Here is a 14,818-nt window from a genome sequence, read left to right on the forward strand (position 1 = left end):
TTTCCAACTTTCTGCTATCTGGTACGACCCTGCCCCCGGCAGGCTTAAGGATTTACCCATGAATTGCTTGCGTCCCCTCCTGCTCGCGACCCTCACCTCCGCCCTGTTCGCCTGTCAGCCCGTCAAAGAGAACCCGCCCTTTGTGCTGACCCTGGCGCACATGAACGACACCCACTCCCAGTTTGATCCGGTCAATGCCGAGATCAAAGGGCAGATCTTTGCCCCGCAGGGGGAGACGGACACCCTCTATACCCGCTTCGGCGGTTATCCACGCCTGCTGACCATGGCGAAAGCCTATCAGGCCGATGCGCTGGCCAAGAACCAGCCCTTGCTGCTGCTGCACGGCGGCGATGCCTGGCAAGGCAGCGGCTACTTCAAACTCAACGAGGGGATGGCCAACGCCGAGTTGCTCAACCAGTTCGGCCTCGATGCCATGGCGCTGGGCAACCACGAGTTCGATCTGGATAACCAGAAGCTGGCCCGCTTCATCGAGGGGGTCAACTTCCCGGTGCTGGCCGCAAACCTCGACACCAAGGCCGATCCGGCCCTCAGCAAGGCTGACAACCTCAAGCCCTTCGTGGTCTATGCCTTTGACGGCAACCAGAAGAGTCCGGTCACCGATCTCGACAACCTGCCGCAAGGCAAGCAACTGGTCGCTGTCATCGGTCTGGTGCTGGAAGACATGGGCAATATCGCCCCCAACGTCGGCAAGCTGCGCTTTGGCAAGGAGGTCGCCTCGGCTCAGGCCACGGTCGACATGCTGCAAGCCAAGGGGATCCACCAGATCGTGGCGCTGACCCACATCGGCAACGAGCGGGATCTGGCACTGGCGGCCAAGGTAAACGGCCTCGATGCCATCGTCGGCGGCCACTCCCACAGCCTGCTCGGCGATTTTCGCAATATCGGCTGGGGCAAGACCGGCGATTACGCCAAGCTGGTGACCAATCCGGATGGCATCGGCAAAACCTGCGTGGTGCAGGCGGGCTCCTACGCCCAGGCCATCGGTCTGGCACAGGTGACCTTTGACAGCCAGGGTCAGGTGACCGACTGCCAGGGCCACAACAGCCTGCTGGCCAGCCGCGACTTCTTCGCCGATGCGGCGCGCAAGCAGGCGCTCGACGACGCCCGTAGCAAAGAGGCAAGCCAGTTTGTCGACAACCAGCCCAATCTGGTGACCGTGGATGAAGATCCGCGCCTGCGCGGCATCATCGACAGCCACTACAAACCGGCACTGGAGCAAGCCTACGGCCCGGTGATCGGCACCATCCCCGAGCAGCTGCAAAATGCCCGTCGTCCCGGTGACAACTGCAGCGACAGCCACGGCTCAGATGTAGCGCCGCTGGTTGCCGAAGGGGAGTTCTACTGGGCCAATACCCCAGCAGTGCAAGCTCTGACCGGTGGCCCGGTCGATTTTTCTCTGGTGGCGGTTGGGGGCGTGCGCGCCGACCTGCCTGCTGGCGAATGGCGTGAGGGGGATAGTGCCCTCACCCTGCTGCCGTTCAAGAACCAGCTCTCGGTGCTGACCCTGACTGGCGCCGAGGTACGCGCTCTTTTGACCGAGACCATCACCGCCACCCTGCCCGCCAGCGCCCATGCCGGCAAGTTCCCCTATGGCGGCCACCTGCGTTACACCTTCCAGGAGACCGACGCAGGCAAAGCGGGCACCCTGACCCAATTGCAGCGCAAGACCGCAAGCGGCGAGTGGCAAGATCTGGTGGATAGTCAGCGCTATCGAGTGGTGATGAACGCCTACAGCGCCAACGGCAACGATGGCTGGCAGGCGCTGGCCAATGCCCAGCGCCACCGGAGCGAACGGGTCGACATCGCCAGCATCAACGGCAAGCTGACCGCCTTCCCGGTGCTGAAGGTGGCACAAAACGGTGAACTGCTGAGCGCCGTCTATGCCCCGGGCCAGGCCCTCGATTGCAAAGCCAGCGGCGTGGATTGCGGCACCGATGCAGCGTCTTTCGTGGAGTATGTGCGCGATGCCCGTCCCACCCTGACCGCACTGGATGAAGAGACCGTCACACTGCTGCGTACCAAATAACGACGGTAGTCAACCGGGCACAATCCATCGGTAAACTGAAACGGGCCTCTTGCAAGAGGCCCGTTTGCCCACAGTTAGCCACCCATTGGCCGCAATAATGCTTCAAATCCCGCCATAACATGCGCATTGGTTGAGTGATCGCCACTCGGCGGCTAGAATATTGCGTCCTATTGCCCTGGGTAGTGTGCCCACGGCAGCTGCGAGTGAAGACATCAAGCGTGACAAGCGAAATCAAACTGATCGTCGGACTGGGCAACCCCGGCCCGGAATATGCCAAGACCCGCCACAATGCGGGCGCCTGGTATGTGGAGCAACTGGCCCGCTGGCACAATGTCAGCCTGCGTGAAGAACCCAAGTTCTTCGGCCATACTGCCCGCATCCTGGTCGAGGGGCAGGATGTGCGGCTGCTCATCCCGAACACCTATATGAACCTCTCTGGCAAGGCTGTGGCCGCACTGGCGCGTTTTTATCAGATTGAGCCGGAAGCGATTCTGGTGGCCCATGATGAACTGGATCTGCCGCCGGGCATCGCCAAGTTCAAGCAGGGTGGTGGTCACGGTGGCCATAACGGCCTCAAGGACATCATCGCCAAGATGGGCAACAACAATAACTTCTTCCGGCTGCGTCTCGGGATCGGCCATCCCGGCAGCAAAGAGCAGGTGGCTGGCTTCGTCCTGACCAAGGCTCCCAGCAGTGAACAGAACCTGATCGACGCCGCGCTGGACGAGTCTCTGCGCGCCACCGACATCCTGTTCAAACAAGATATGACCAAGGCCATGAATCGCTTGCACAGCTTCAAGGCAGAAAAGGGTTAGGTCGGTTTGACCCTGTACGGGCATTGTGCCGGTACATGAGCAACGACCAGAACAAGCATGACATGGGCCGCCTGCGGGCGACCCCCAACAGCATCCATCAAGTAAGGTAACAATCCATGGGTTTTAAATGCGGTATCGTGGGCCTGCCCAATGTAGGCAAATCCACCCTGTTCAACGCGCTGACCAAGGCCGGTATCGAAGCCGCCAACTTCCCGTTCTGCACCATCGAGCCGAACACAGGTGTGGTGCCGATGCCGGACCCCCGCCTCGATCAGCTGGCTGCCATCATCAATCCGCAGCGCGTTGTGCCGACCACCATGGAATTTGTGGACATCGCCGGTCTGGTTGCCGGTGCCTCCAAGGGTGAAGGTCTGGGTAACCAATTCCTGGCCAACATCCGTGAAACCGAAGCGATCGGCCACGTTGTGCGCTGCTTCGACGACGAGAACATCATTCACGTTGCGGGCAAGGTCTCCCCGGCTGACGATATCGAAGTGATCAACACCGAGCTGGCCCTGTCGGATCTGGACGCCTGCGAGCGCGCCATTCACCGTCAGTCCAAGCGTGCCAAAGGCGGCGACAAGGATGCCAAGCTGGAAGTGGAAACCCTGGAGAAGATCAAGGTCGCGCTGGAAAACGGCCAGATGATCCGCGGCATGAAGCTGGATAAAGAAGAGCTGGCCGCCGTGAGCTACCTCAACTTCCTGACCCTGAAACCCACCATGTATATCGCCAACGTGGCGGAAGATGGCTTCGAGAACAATCCCTATCTGGACAAGGTGCGTGAAATCGCCGCCGCCGAGAACGCGGTCGTGGTCGTGGTCTGCTGCGCCATCGAAGCCGACATCGCCGAACTGGACGATGAAGATCGCGCCGAGTTCATGGCAGACCTGGGCATCGAAGAGCCGGGCCTGAACCGCGTTATCCGCTCCGGCTACCAGCTGCTCAACCTGCAGACCTACTTCACCGCCGGTGTGAAAGAGGTACGCGCCTGGACTATTCCGGTCGGTGCCACTGCCCCGCAAGCGGCTGGCAAGATCCACACTGACTTTGAAAAAGGCTTTATTCGCGCCCAAACCATCGCCTTTGAAGACTTTATCAACTACAAGGGTGAGCAAGGCGCCAAGGAAGCGGGCAAGATGCGCGCTGAAGGGAAAGATTACATCGTCAAAGATGGCGATATCATGAACTTCCTGTTCAACGTGTAATTAATTTTTTTTCTTACAAATCAAATGCTTGTGTATTATTGGCGCAGCAATAAATGAACCGAGTACACATTTGCGTACACACTGCGCAGTGCTAGGTTAAATCATTGCTCTCATAAAAAGGCCCATCTGTTGTCAGATGGGCCTTTCTCCATCCCTATGCTCCCCCTCCAAATGCCTTATCAATTTCTTCCATACTCCGAACCCAAAAGAACGCACTTCATACCAAATACGAAACACTATCGAAAAGAATCCTATTCAATAAACTTTCAAACCTATATCACCCCCATGAGTTAGCAGGCTGAATGTCTGCATTTCACTATTCCTGGAGGAGATATGGCTCACATGATCGACACCATGGCCTACACCGGCCAAACCCCTTGGCATGGCCTTGGCAATGTCTTGCCCCCGCAACAATCTCTCGATATCTGGCTGAAGGCAGCCGGGATGGATTGGACCATCGAGCAGAGTGACGTAATGTTTAACGTCGCCTCCGATGCACTACATATCCGCCCCTACAGCGACAGCAAGGTACTTTATCGCTCCGATACCCTCACCCCTCTGTCGGTGGTCTCAAGCCGCTACAACGTGGTACAGCCTCACGAGGTGCTGCACTTCTATCAAGACTTGGTGCAAGCTGGTGGCTTTGAGCTGGAGACTGCAGGCTCGCTTAAAGGCGGCCGCAAGCTGTGGGCACTGGCCAAAACCGGTCAGGATCTAAAACTCAAGGGCAATGACTTGGTAAAATCCTATCTGCTGCTGGCGACTAGCTGCGACGGCACGCTCTGCACCACGGCGCAGTTCACCTCGCTGCGGGTGGTATGCAACAACACCCTGCAGATGGCACTGCGCGGCGCTACCGGCGCCATCAAGGTGCCCCACTCTACTCAGTTCGATGCAGCTGCCGTCAAAGAGTCGCTTGGGCTCGGGCTCTCTCATTGGGATGAATTCAAGACACAGACCAAGGCGCTGGCACAGCGGCCAGTCACCCCCGAAGAGGCACTGCGCTTTTTCAGCGACCTGTTGGCGCAACCGCTGGATGAGGAGAACATCATCCTCACCAAGCCGGTACAACGGCTGCATGAGCTCTATCAGGGCGCAGGCATGGGCTCAGAACTTGCCAGTTCCCGCAATACCGCCTGGGGGCTGGTCAATGCGGTCACCGAATACGTGGATCACCACCGCCGTGCTCGCAGCCAGGATCACCGGCTCGATTCCGCCTGGTTTGGTCAGGGCGCCCAACTCAAATCCCAAGCCTTGAATCAAGCTCTCACCCTGCTGCAGTAATTCCGTTTCCCCATTCAAACCGCATAACGACCTCACCCGGACTGGTGCAAGCCAATCCGGGCGTAGCCATTTATGCCGTCAACAAGGAGTCGTCATGAAAGCAAAAGCCAAATATGGCCAAGCCCTGCGGCTGGCCTCCACTACCCAATTAACCCGCGAGCAGTGGCTTGCTATCCGCAAACTCGGCATTGGCTCCTCCGATGCTGCCGTGGCTGTGGGGCTATCTCCCTACAAATGCCCGCTCAGCCTGTGGCTGGAAAAAACCGGTCGCAAGGAGTCGGAAGATATCTCCCACAAGGAAGCGGTGCTGTGGGGCATTGAGCTGGAGCCGGTGTTGGCGCAGGTCTATGCCAAACGCACTGGCTACAAGGTGCGACGGGTCAATGCGGTACTGCAACACCCCGAGCATCCTTTCATGCTCGCCAACCTCGACCGGGAGGTGGTCGGCCATCCCGATGGGCCGGGCATTCTGGAGATCAAGACCGCCAGCTATCACAGCGCCCCCCAGTGGGAGGAAGGGGTGCCGGTGGCTTACCAGTGTCAGGTACTCCATCAACTGGCCGTCACCGGCCATGCCTGGGCCGAAGTGGCAGTGCTGATCGGCGGCCAGGATTTTCGGATTTATCGCATCGAGCGCGATGAGGAGAAGATCCAGGATCTCACCGAGCGGGAAGCGCAGTTCTGGCAGATGGTACAACAAGACCAGCAGCCCGAGCCTGATGGCTCCCGCGATGCCGCCAATGCCCTGAGTTGGCTCTTTCCCCGCGATGATGGTCAGACGCTGGATCTCTCGGATTCTCCCGAGTTCAACCAGCTGTTTGGGGAGCTACTGCGCTTACGTCAGCAAAAGGAAGCTGTCGAGCAACAAGAGTCACAACTCAAGCAGCGGCTGCAAGCCACTTTGGGTGAAGCGACAGCCGGGTTGTTTGCCGACGGCAAGATCACCTGGAAGCGCAGTAAAGACCGGCTAGCACCGGATCTGGATAAGCTCGGTCAGGATCATCCCGACCTGCTCACCCATTACGTCAAACCGGTGCCCGGCGTGCGCCGTTTCACCATTCAACCCTTGAGGCAAACACCATGATCAAAGGACTGGCGATCACCCCGCCCGTGATCGGGCGGATCTGCATCGGCAAGCTGGTGCAAAAACAGGATAAATGGGTACCGGAGAAGGACGACAGCTTCACCCTCACCACCCAGGTACAACAAAAAGGGGGATGGTTACTCCATCCCCTGCATCAACACTACTCATCGCAAAAGAGTGGCCAAGGGCAGGAACAAACCAAGATCCGCGCCATTCCGGTGCGGGTGCTGTTCAACGATAGCGACTTGAATCTACGGGCGGAATACAGCGCGTTTGACCGGCAAACCGGCAGGCCGCTCTGTGTCGGGAATGGGGAGGTGGCAAGACGTGTGGGGGCACAAGGCATGGAGGAGGTCAGCTGCCCTGGACCTGAGCGCTGCGCCTTTGCAGGCCAACAGGGTTGCAAGCTGTACGGACGACTGAACCTGTTTGTGGAGGGGCAAGGGGATGAGTTGGGTAGCTTTATCTTCCGCACCACCGGCTACAACTCGGTGCGCACTCTGGCTGCTCGGCTGAAGTACCTGGAGGCTTTGAGCGGGGGCCATACCCGCTATCTGCCGCTCACCCTACGGTTGCGGGCCAAGAGCACGGCGCAATCCTACCGCACACCGGTCTACTACGTGGATTTGACCTTGCGGGAAGAGACCAACCTGACCGAGGCAGTCAGACAGGCACAGGAGGCCGCCCAGCGTGACCAAGAGGCTGGCCTTGCCATCGACCAGATGGAGCAGGCTGCTCGTGATTTGCTGCGTAACGGCCAGTTTGAGGATATCGATGAAGAGGTGCCGATGCTGCTGGAGGAGTTCTATCCCGAAGCCTGCAGCGACGAGACGGCGAATAGTCACGCTGGTACGGAGGCGACTACCTCCCTTAACGCCCCTCAAAGCCAAGCAACCAGAACGCCACCGAAGCCGCAACCAAGAAGGAGCCCGCTCACCAATAAATTGGGGAAAGGGAACCCGCTCCCTCCCCAGTGAATGGTGGATGCTCAGCGGGGACGCGCCAACCGCTCCACCAACCGTTCTACCGTTTCCAGCAACAGGGTCCGGTCAGCAGCATCAAGCCGGGCCAGTTGCTGGCTCAGCACAATGCCCTGCTCGGTGGGCCGGTTACTGGTCTCACGCAGAAAATCCGCCAGCTCACAACCAAACAGTTGAGCGAGCTCCGCCAGCCGCACCACGGTTGGCACCACGATCCCCCGCTCCATTCGTGAGACGGCTTCCATCCCGATACTGAGGTGTTCCGCCACCAGCTCTTGCGTGAATCCGGCTTGGGTGCGCTTGTGGCTAATCGCCTTGCCGACTCTCTTGGCTAACAGCTCAAGGTTGATATCTGTCATGGGTCCTCCAGTCAACGTCATGGTTGACCATGGACCCATTGACGATAAGGACTCAAAAGATAAACTAACGATTCAATGAGTCCACTCAACAGCAATTTTGCAGATTTGACAGAGATGTGAGGCCCTCGGCCAATAAATCATCGTGACCAACTCGCAACAGGTGGGCTCCATAAGACGCTTTCACTACACAACCAAGGAAACAAAACATGGAAAGACTGACTTATGAAGACCTGGATACTGACAAGCTGGCCTCACTGATCCGTGCACGAAAATCTTTCGAAGTCGTGGGGCTGTCGGGGCGAATGAGCGCCGCTGTCACAAAACTTGAAAACACCATCGAACCTGCCGGGTTGAAATGTCGGGTCTATACCAAGGGCCGGATCGCCGCTGCAGGAGCCAGCATCTTTGGCGGTATTACCGGTCTGGCCGGGATCGCATCAGCCGTCACCATCGCGGCACATAATCTCGCCACTTACAATCCAGACTATGAAATCGTCAAGCACTTGGTGGATAACTCCCTCAGCGTGCTTTACCAAAAATAACCATTCTAATGGCTGATCTAAATCCTTGAGCCTTCAGGAGTCACAGGGATGAACAAACTCTTCATTACCTCAACAGCACTGCTGCTGTGCGGCAACGCCCTGGCCTATGGTGAGGCCGGGCGCTGGAGCAGTGGCTGGGGTCAGGGTACCAGCGAATACACGGCGGTGGTCAACGAGCAGAACCATCTCTATATCGCCTGTAATGACACCCGCAAAGTCAGCATGACGGCCACGGTACAGGGCAAGGAGTACGGCTCTTATGCTGGGCAGGCTTTCACCATCATCGTCGATGGCAGCCAATACGATGCGCCCTATGAGACCGAGTCCCGTGTCGGTGAGAACAACTTCTTCGACATGTGGGGCAAGCTGCGCAAGGCCAAGTCGATCCGCATTTTGACGGCTGACGGCAAGCAGCTGGCACTGCCGACCCAAGAGGTAGCCTCTGTACTGCCCGCTACCAATACCCCCGAGTTTGACTGCTTGATGTGGGACCAATAGGTCACACTCATTCCCATCCAAGAGGAGGCATTTGCCTCCTCTTTTTATTTCTGCAATTCACCCACCCGTGAAGGAGACGCACTATGCCCCCCTGCATTCCCCCTGAATGCGAGCCGTTCGATCACACAGGCTTTTGGCACAAACTCTGGGCCTTTGCCAAACGTGCCGGTCGGCCCTTTATCGAGACCAGCCTGTTGCTCTACTACACCAGCCAGAAGGATGATCTGCCGCTTTGGGCCAAACTGCTGATCTACAGTGCACTGGCCTACTTTATATCGCCCATTGATGCGATCCCGGATGTGTTGCCGATGGGACTCGCCGATGACATCGCGGTACTGAGTGCAGCTCTCGCCAGCATTGTCGCCTTTATTGATGAACAGATCCGTGCCCGTGTGGCCAGAAAAATGCGCGAGCTGTTCGGCCAAGATTAACCCCCACAAGGAGTACACCATGACCATTCCCTTTTTCCGGGACGGCTTTGCCCTGCCCGTTGCACAAGCATTGCTGGTTCAGCTTAACCAAGAAGTTGCTAAAACCGAGCTCAATCTTGAGCGCTTAACCCAACTGACTTTCAACTTTCGTAACCCCGGCTACAGTGCCGAGCAAGGCGGCGTGCACCCAGTCGAGATCCGCCTGATCCGTGGGCTCGATGGCTGGCTGTTCGATTACGTCACCGATTTCAGTTATCAGGGGCTGGGCTCGGATGCCGAGCTCAGCAAGGAGCTCGATTTCAACTTCCTCGATGGGGAACACACCATGCTGGGCTGGGGGCCTCTGCGGCTGGCCGAAGCGCGGGAATTGTTCAACATCTGGCAAAGCAACTTCATTGCCTACTACCGGTTGGAATGCTTCAGCGTCACCGTCACAGGAGATTAGGAGGACACCATGAGCCAAGAATTAGCGCTCTCCCACTACTCACGTCAGTGGTTGGGACACGTAGCGACCAGCGCCAAGCTAACCCCCACCTGCAGTGGTCAGCGCTGGTTGCTACATCTGACCCCGGATAGTCCACACATCCGCACAGTCACCCTGCAAGTGCGCTGGTCTGGGGCGCAGTGGCAATTGCTCTCCCTCAGCAATGCCGAGGACTGGCACACAATGAGCCAAACGGTGGATGAGATCTGCATTGACCCCAAACGTCGCTGTTTCTGGCGCAGTCAAGCAGGCCCCGTGCCACTCACCGAGCAACCCCGCGTGCTGGCCAGCTTCTTGGCTGACCTGCAGCGCATCTGCATCCATCGCGGCTATGCCGTGGCGAGTGACCCTATCCCCAACCAGGAGGCAGAAGATGATTAGTGCTGTGCTTGCTATTGAGCTGGAGGCTTATCGTGAGTGCCATGGCCAAATTGAAGTGGTGCATGACCGAGGCGCACAGGTAGACGGTTATGCCCTCTACCTGCGCTATGAAAACGAACGGGGTGACAGACTGGCGCAATGGCTGTGCGACCACCCGGATCACTGCTGGCTGACACGGGTAGGTAACTTGCTCTCCACCAGTTACCACGTTCCGCTACACGACTACACCCAGCACACACTGGCGGCCTGAACACTTCCAGCCAAGTCAGCGCTCACATTCCATTCAGTAACCCATTAACCAACCACCTCGCCAACCCTGCTGCGTCTGACGCGGTGGGGCGATGGCGTATGGAGTACCATCATGCTGCATCACAAACTGATCGCCGGGGAGATCCCCGGCACCTATCTCGTCACTGAGTTGATTAACGAAGAGGAGCTGTTGACTATCGCCAACCAGATCGCCCGTCAGAAACTGGCCAAGGGAGAAGCTATTACCGACAAACACTTGGCACAGCATGCACTACAAACCCTGTTGCAGAGCAGAGAGCACGAAGTATTTGCCATGCTGTTCTTGGACAACCAGCATCGGATCTTGGCATATGAGGAGCTGTTTCGCGGTACGCTAAGCAGTGCCTCCGTCTACCCACGGGAAGTAGTGAAACGTGCGTTGGCGCTTAATGCTGCTGCCCTGATGCTGGTGCATAACCACCCGTCGGGATACCCGGAACCCAGCCGGGCAGATATCGAAATAACCCACCGATTGCAGACCGCCCTAGAGCTGGTCGATATCCGGCTCCTGGATCATCTGGTGGTTGCCACAGAGGGGATTGTATCGCTAGCCGAGAGAGGGTACTTGGGTTGAGCACTCCCGCTGTGGTTCAGTCACCATTTTTGCTAGACTCTGCACTTTAATTTTCTCCAAAAAATCCGATGATGAAACTCTTAAACACCTACGATGACAAAGATGAAGCCGAAGAAGCGCTGACCAAACTCCTTGGTGAAAAACGCCTAGCCAGTGAACGAGATAGCACCGTGGTGGTCTATAACCTATTTGGCGAGCCTACCTGGGGCAACTTCCATCGTCTTGGCATGTTCAATTTGCCGGAGCTACAGACGATGTTGGAGCAGCGCAAAGCTGGGCATGTTATTGATCAAGCCCGGCACAGCGAAATTTTGAGTATGCTACGCTATGCAGCGAAGTCTTTTGATATCACGCTTCCCGCTCATTGGCTATAAATAAACGCCGGAATATCCGGCGTTAATTTATAGCCCACTTTAAATAGATGTTGCTATTAATCGTTTCACTTATATAAAAATAATCGCATCATTAGCCTGATGATGGACATCTAGGCGAAAATTTGATGTTAAGCGATTCTCATTGAAGTTAATATAAAAAGGAAACCAAGCCGGGTCATTACTAATAGCAGAAAGACTTTTACTTGAGTTTCCTTCTGCTCTCACAGACACTTCCGCCAACCAAGACTTTACATCATCATGAGCGATTGAAATGGGCTTTCGTAACTGATATACACCTTGCTTGGGATTAGACAATAACTCCAAATTGATCAATGTCCTAACAACAAATTGAATACAACGCTTAATAGTTGATGTATCGCCATAGACTTCGGTTATACGCTGCTCCAGCTGCTTGTAGATAAATAAGCCTTCATGCTTAGCCATTTTTCCAATTTGTGCCGTAACATTATAAAAAAATGGATACTTAACCAGCATCATTCCCCAATGAATCGCAATATTTACCTCACTGTATTCAATAAGCAGTCTACAAGCATCGGCATGAAATGCTTTGGGTACGGAATTTGATTCTGAATCCCAAATTCCAAAGAGCAGGTTTCTAGTCTTATCTTGGGCAACTTTGCTATCAAAGCTGGGCGCAAGTAATACATCAATTTTATTTTTTAATGCTTGGCCGTGAACCCCATTTGCTGACCAAGATGCGGTTTGAACTAGCCAGTCCATCTCTAAATGCCGATTAAATCCAATAGCTGGTTTCATAACTCAATATTCCTTTTTAAAAATTACAATTGAGTTTCCTTGTTGCAGACATTCAAATGCCGACATATCAAGATTGGATAGGTTAATATCAAGATGGAAGGGAAAGAGAGCCTGATCATTCAAGGCATCATCAAGAGCAATACTCTCTTTGCTTGATGAAATGAGCAAAGCATCAAGCAGCCAATTTGCTAGATGACTATTTATGCTGACTCGTTGACTAACAATGGAGTAAGAGGCCGGACTCATATTTCGCTTTAATATGCCTAATTCCATTATGGTTCTTAATACGGCACTTAATGCTCTGCTGGTGGCTTCAGTTTCACCATAAAGCATACTCATACGCCGAAGCGCTTGGGCATAAGTAAAAGTATTATTCAGCCTTGATTGTCGGCCGATAAAGCGAGCGACTTCGGCAAAGAACGGCTTTCTCGCAATTAACATGCCCCAATGAATAGGTAAGGAAAATGATTCAGCCTCTTTATGTAATACAATACCTTTATCAAAAAAATTCTTTGTGTAATGGTCTACTGGCTGACTCCACACCGAGGTGAGCAAATTCCGCGCTTTACGGCGGTTTTCTTTGGAAACAATATACGCGCTTAAAAAGTTATCAAGATTATCATTAAGTTGTGCATATTCAGCCCCGTTTGCTACCCAACGAAGAGATTGTTCAAGCCACTCTTTTTCAACATGGCGACAGAAACCGGGAGTTTTAACCATAACTTATTGTTTTCTATTAACTATTATTAATGGAACGATAACCTCGTGGAGACTGATCCCCCCGTGCCCCACAACGACATCACCTTTGCCTTTAAAAGCACAATCAGCATTGGCGAGTAGTGGGTAGGTCGCTTTGGGAAGCCCTAGTTCAGGACCAGGCCATGCTATCACAGATCCATGGCAGGCTTGAGCAGTACTGTCACGTAATGCAGGATCGTGGTAGATCCGTACTCGTTCGCCTCTGGTATCAGCTTTCACTCCCTCATTGATATATCCGATTCCCGTCGCTTCCTGGCTGCCATGATCTGAAGTAATGATAATTTCAAAGCCTTTGTCTAATAATTCTGCAATTTTCTCTTTGAAATTCCAGTCGGTTAGCCAGCCATCTACGACCATATTCAAAGCAGACATTCCATTTTTTATACCGTGCATTTGCTCATCAATAAAATTTATGACGAACCCGGCTACTTTAACGCTTGGTGGAGTTATCAACTCTTGCCATGCGTCATTTGATAACGACTCAATTTTTTTGGCATAATTTATTTCTCGTTTGGCGAAACCTTTACCCTGCCAATAATCCAGCCATAGCTGCTCCTCTTTGCTGGTAGTCAGTAAAGACTCTGCAAAGGCAAAAGGTTTCTTGCCAGAGAATAAGGCCTGTCGTGATATTGATGTAATCGTTGGAACCCAAGAGAAACAGGCATGTTCTTCCAAAGATATATTGGCACACAACTGCAAGTGATTACGCAATAATGGCCACTGTCGAGCTCCCATGCCATCTAAAACCAATAAACATATTTTTTTGCCACTATCCACGCGCCGTGATAGCCAATCAGGGACTTTATGCAACATTGCAGGATAGCGAACCGTGGGAGTAGTTTGTAACTTTATAAAATTTAAACGTAGCCATTTTTGAAATAGAAAATCTGCAGTGGTGTTTAATTTCTTTATTTCTTCGAAAAGAGCAGCAACAGGAGGTTGTTTTTTGTTTTCATAAAACAATGCATTCATAATCCCAAGCGAGTGGGATTGTTCAAACCAAAATTCAGTATTAATACTTTCTAATTCACATTTTTCAAAGTAAACCTTGGCATTTTTCAATAAAAGGCTTATCCGTTCTCGCTCGGTTATCTCAGGCTCTTTGGCTATACCAAACCAGGCCCAATGTCCTGCGGGCAGGCCGTCTGTTTTCACCGGTTTGATAATGCCCTCGGCAAACAAGTTGTCGATAAAAACACGAATGTCACTATCTGCAAATGGTACTACAAGTTTCTCGCTTGGCCACGCAGTACTTGCAATAGCATTAGGTAACTCACTATGCAGATACATTTCCCATTGTTGCTGCAAGAAATCAAAAAATGCACTCTTGTTTGGAATTAATGCATTAAAGTCCCAATATTTAAATTTCGGCGAAAGACTGAGTAGACGAATGAGGCGCTCTTCAATCTGCGTTGGCATCTCAATACCAACATAGTGTTTTCTGATTAACAGCCTAACAAGGTCTGTATTAGTTTGGATCGTCTCAGGGGCTATGCGATAAATATGACGAAGTAAGAAGTCGAGGCTGGACTGCAGATTTAGTTTGCCAGGCGTATATAATTTCAGTGCATCCATTGCCGACTGGAGTAACGACGCCGGGAGCAATCTGATGGCCGATAAATCAATGTCTTGAAAAAACTCAGATAAGTGAAAGTTAATTTCACTTGATTCGACCTGAATGTCACAAGGGATAAATAGCTCTCCCTCTTGACCCAGACGGATTAAGAGGGAGTTTTTTTTAGTCCGTTTTCTCCATGCTTCATACGTTAGTCGAAGTGCGAGAGGATCCTTGTCATCAAATAAAATTGCATCTTTTTTTTGCAAGGCAGAGGATATTTTAGGCTCAAAGAGCAGTCCATCAGGATCGTTAACGATGTAAACAAACGAACCATCCAAGTTTACTTTTTGAATAACATCATCCTGCCAAGTCATA

The 14,818-nt window shown here is 53.5% G+C and carries 18 protein-coding genes; 14 read left to right on the forward strand and 4 right to left on the reverse strand.

The window, feature by feature from the left end; all coding sequences use genetic code 11:
* The first annotated feature begins 58 nt into the window (after nt 1-58).
* The 6 genes from ACTG2J_RS15420 (at nt 59) to ACTG2J_RS15445 (ending at nt 7,415) form a co-directional block, all read left to right on the forward strand.
* Nucleotides 59-2,047: a bifunctional metallophosphatase/5'-nucleotidase gene (locus ACTG2J_RS15420; RefSeq protein ID WP_113739725.1), complete on the forward strand. Its 1,989-nt coding sequence runs from the start codon at nt 59-61 to the stop codon at nt 2,045-2,047.
* 218 nt (nt 2,048-2,265) lie between these two features.
* A complete protein-coding gene (gene pth, locus ACTG2J_RS15425) occupies nt 2,266-2,862 on the forward strand; it encodes an aminoacyl-tRNA hydrolase (protein ID WP_058059203.1) in 597 nt (198 codons plus the stop codon).
* Nucleotides 2,863-2,978: 116 nt separating this feature from the next.
* The gene (ychF, locus tag ACTG2J_RS15430) at nt 2,979-4,070 is read left to right on the forward strand and encodes a redox-regulated ATPase YchF (RefSeq protein ID WP_139440410.1); all 1,092 of its coding nucleotides are present in this window, start codon (nt 2,979-2,981) and stop codon (nt 4,068-4,070) included.
* A gap of 333 nt (nt 4,071-4,403) precedes the next feature.
* A complete protein-coding gene (locus tag ACTG2J_RS15435; protein WP_439989404.1) occupies nt 4,404-5,354 on the forward strand; it encodes a DUF932 domain-containing protein in 951 nt (316 codons plus the stop codon).
* Nucleotides 5,355-5,448: 94 nt separating this feature from the next.
* Nucleotides 5,449-6,438: a YqaJ viral recombinase family nuclease gene (locus ACTG2J_RS15440; protein ID WP_339581713.1), complete on the forward strand. Its 990-nt coding sequence runs from the start codon at nt 5,449-5,451 to the stop codon at nt 6,436-6,438.
* Entirely contained in the window at nt 6,435-7,415 is a 981-nt protein-coding gene (locus ACTG2J_RS15445) for a recombination directionality factor (RefSeq protein WP_270659848.1), read from the forward strand. The genes ACTG2J_RS15440 and ACTG2J_RS15445 overlap by 4 nt, the downstream gene beginning before the upstream one ends.
* Nucleotides 7,416-7,426: 11 nt before the next feature.
* On the opposite strand, the gene ACTG2J_RS15450 is transcribed toward ACTG2J_RS15445, so the two are convergent.
* Nucleotides 7,427-7,777 carry a helix-turn-helix domain-containing protein gene (locus tag ACTG2J_RS15450; protein WP_339581712.1) on the reverse strand — a complete coding sequence of 117 codons (351 nt, stop codon included), beginning with the start codon at nt 7,775-7,777 and terminating at the stop codon, nt 7,427-7,429.
* 206 nt (nt 7,778-7,983) lie between these two features.
* Between ACTG2J_RS15450 and ACTG2J_RS15455 the strand changes: the two genes are divergently transcribed.
* The 8 genes from ACTG2J_RS15455 to ACTG2J_RS15490 all read left to right on the forward strand — a co-directional run bounded on the left by ACTG2J_RS15455 (nt 7,984) and on the right by ACTG2J_RS15490 (nt 11,349).
* A complete protein-coding gene (locus ACTG2J_RS15455; RefSeq protein WP_010634549.1) occupies nt 7,984-8,319 on the forward strand; it encodes a hypothetical protein in 336 nt (111 codons plus the stop codon).
* 48 nt (nt 8,320-8,367) lie between these two features.
* Nucleotides 8,368-8,817, forward strand: coding sequence for a hypothetical protein (locus ACTG2J_RS15460; RefSeq protein WP_215805210.1), 450 nt, complete (start codon nt 8,368-8,370; stop codon nt 8,815-8,817).
* An 83-nt stretch (nt 8,818-8,900) separates the two neighbouring features.
* Entirely contained in the window at nt 8,901-9,248 is a 348-nt protein-coding gene (locus tag ACTG2J_RS15465) for a YkvA family protein (RefSeq protein ID WP_270659854.1), read from the forward strand.
* A gap of 19 nt (nt 9,249-9,267) precedes the next feature.
* Nucleotides 9,268-9,693 (forward strand): DUF2787 domain-containing protein, encoded by a 426-nt coding sequence (locus ACTG2J_RS15470; protein ID WP_339581711.1) that lies wholly within the window; start codon nt 9,268-9,270, stop codon nt 9,691-9,693.
* A 9-nt stretch (nt 9,694-9,702) separates the two neighbouring features.
* Nucleotides 9,703-10,113: a hypothetical protein gene (locus tag ACTG2J_RS15475; protein WP_160882160.1), complete on the forward strand. Its 411-nt coding sequence runs from the start codon at nt 9,703-9,705 to the stop codon at nt 10,111-10,113.
* Nucleotides 10,106-10,363, forward strand: coding sequence for a hypothetical protein (locus tag ACTG2J_RS15480; RefSeq protein ID WP_156852394.1), 258 nt, complete (start codon nt 10,106-10,108; stop codon nt 10,361-10,363). The genes ACTG2J_RS15475 and ACTG2J_RS15480 overlap by 8 nt, the downstream gene beginning before the upstream one ends.
* Before the next feature lie 111 nt (nt 10,364-10,474).
* Nucleotides 10,475-10,975 carry a RadC family protein gene (gene radC, locus ACTG2J_RS15485; protein WP_156852395.1) on the forward strand — a complete coding sequence of 167 codons (501 nt, stop codon included), beginning with the start codon at nt 10,475-10,477 and terminating at the stop codon, nt 10,973-10,975.
* Nucleotides 10,976-11,043: 68 nt separating this feature from the next.
* The gene (locus tag ACTG2J_RS15490; protein ID WP_232354301.1) at nt 11,044-11,349 is read left to right on the forward strand and encodes a hypothetical protein; all 306 of its coding nucleotides are present in this window, start codon (nt 11,044-11,046) and stop codon (nt 11,347-11,349) included.
* Nucleotides 11,350-11,418: 69 nt separating this feature from the next.
* Here the strand turns inward: ACTG2J_RS15490 and ACTG2J_RS15495 are convergent, their stop codons facing one another.
* Genes ACTG2J_RS15495 through pglZ form a run of 3 tightly spaced genes read right to left on the reverse strand, consistent with a single transcriptional unit; the run spans nt 11,419 to nt 14,817 of the window.
* Nucleotides 11,419-12,126, reverse strand: coding sequence for a hypothetical protein (locus ACTG2J_RS15495; protein WP_335815395.1), 708 nt, complete (start codon nt 12,124-12,126; stop codon nt 11,419-11,421).
* A 3-nt stretch (nt 12,127-12,129) separates the two neighbouring features.
* The gene (locus ACTG2J_RS15500; RefSeq protein WP_139730806.1) at nt 12,130-12,846 is read right to left on the reverse strand and encodes a hypothetical protein; all 717 of its coding nucleotides are present in this window, start codon (nt 12,844-12,846) and stop codon (nt 12,130-12,132) included.
* Between the two features lie 3 nt (nt 12,847-12,849).
* Nucleotides 12,850-14,817 (reverse strand): BREX-3 system phosphatase PglZ, encoded by a 1,968-nt coding sequence (pglZ, locus tag ACTG2J_RS15505; RefSeq protein WP_439975017.1) that lies wholly within the window; start codon nt 14,815-14,817, stop codon nt 12,850-12,852.
* Nucleotide 14,818: the final 1 nt, after the last annotated feature.

The organism is Aeromonas sp. 6P (genome assembly GCF_051919525.1).
Classification (GTDB): Bacteria; Pseudomonadota; Gammaproteobacteria; order Enterobacterales; family Aeromonadaceae; genus Aeromonas; species Aeromonas veronii.

Coding starts and splice junctions, on each gene's coding strand:
- ACTG2J_RS15420 (WP_113739725.1), top strand. CDS start 59: ATGAATTGCTTGCGTCCCCTCCTGCTCGCGACCCTCACCTCCGCCCTG.
- ychF (WP_139440410.1), top strand. CDS start 2,979: ATGGGTTTTAAATGCGGTATCGTGGGCCTGCCCAATGTAGGCAAATCC.
- ACTG2J_RS15435 (WP_439989404.1), top strand. CDS start 4,404: ATGGCTCACATGATCGACACCATGGCCTACACCGGCCAAACCCCTTGG.
- ACTG2J_RS15440 (WP_339581713.1), top strand. CDS start 5,449: ATGAAAGCAAAAGCCAAATATGGCCAAGCCCTGCGGCTGGCCTCCACT.
- ACTG2J_RS15445 (WP_270659848.1), top strand. CDS start 6,435: ATGATCAAAGGACTGGCGATCACCCCGCCCGTGATCGGGCGGATCTGC.
- ACTG2J_RS15450 (WP_339581712.1), bottom strand. CDS start 7,777: ATGACAGATATCAACCTTGAGCTGTTAGCCAAGAGAGTCGGCAAGGCG.
- ACTG2J_RS15455 (WP_010634549.1), top strand. CDS start 7,984: ATGGAAAGACTGACTTATGAAGACCTGGATACTGACAAGCTGGCCTCA.
- ACTG2J_RS15460 (WP_215805210.1), top strand. CDS start 8,368: ATGAACAAACTCTTCATTACCTCAACAGCACTGCTGCTGTGCGGCAAC.
- ACTG2J_RS15465 (WP_270659854.1), top strand. CDS start 8,901: ATGCCCCCCTGCATTCCCCCTGAATGCGAGCCGTTCGATCACACAGGC.
- ACTG2J_RS15470 (WP_339581711.1), top strand. CDS start 9,268: ATGACCATTCCCTTTTTCCGGGACGGCTTTGCCCTGCCCGTTGCACAA.
- ACTG2J_RS15475 (WP_160882160.1), top strand. CDS start 9,703: ATGAGCCAAGAATTAGCGCTCTCCCACTACTCACGTCAGTGGTTGGGA.
- ACTG2J_RS15480 (WP_156852394.1), top strand. CDS start 10,106: ATGATTAGTGCTGTGCTTGCTATTGAGCTGGAGGCTTATCGTGAGTGC.
- radC (WP_156852395.1), top strand. CDS start 10,475: ATGCTGCATCACAAACTGATCGCCGGGGAGATCCCCGGCACCTATCTC.
- ACTG2J_RS15490 (WP_232354301.1), top strand. CDS start 11,044: ATGATGAAACTCTTAAACACCTACGATGACAAAGATGAAGCCGAAGAA.
- ACTG2J_RS15495 (WP_335815395.1), bottom strand. CDS start 12,126: ATGAAACCAGCTATTGGATTTAATCGGCATTTAGAGATGGACTGGCTA.
- ACTG2J_RS15500 (WP_139730806.1), bottom strand. CDS start 12,846: ATGGTTAAAACTCCCGGTTTCTGTCGCCATGTTGAAAAAGAGTGGCTT.
- pglZ (WP_439975017.1), bottom strand. CDS start 14,817: ATGACTTGGCAGGATGATGTTATTCAAAAAGTAAACTTGGATGGTTCG.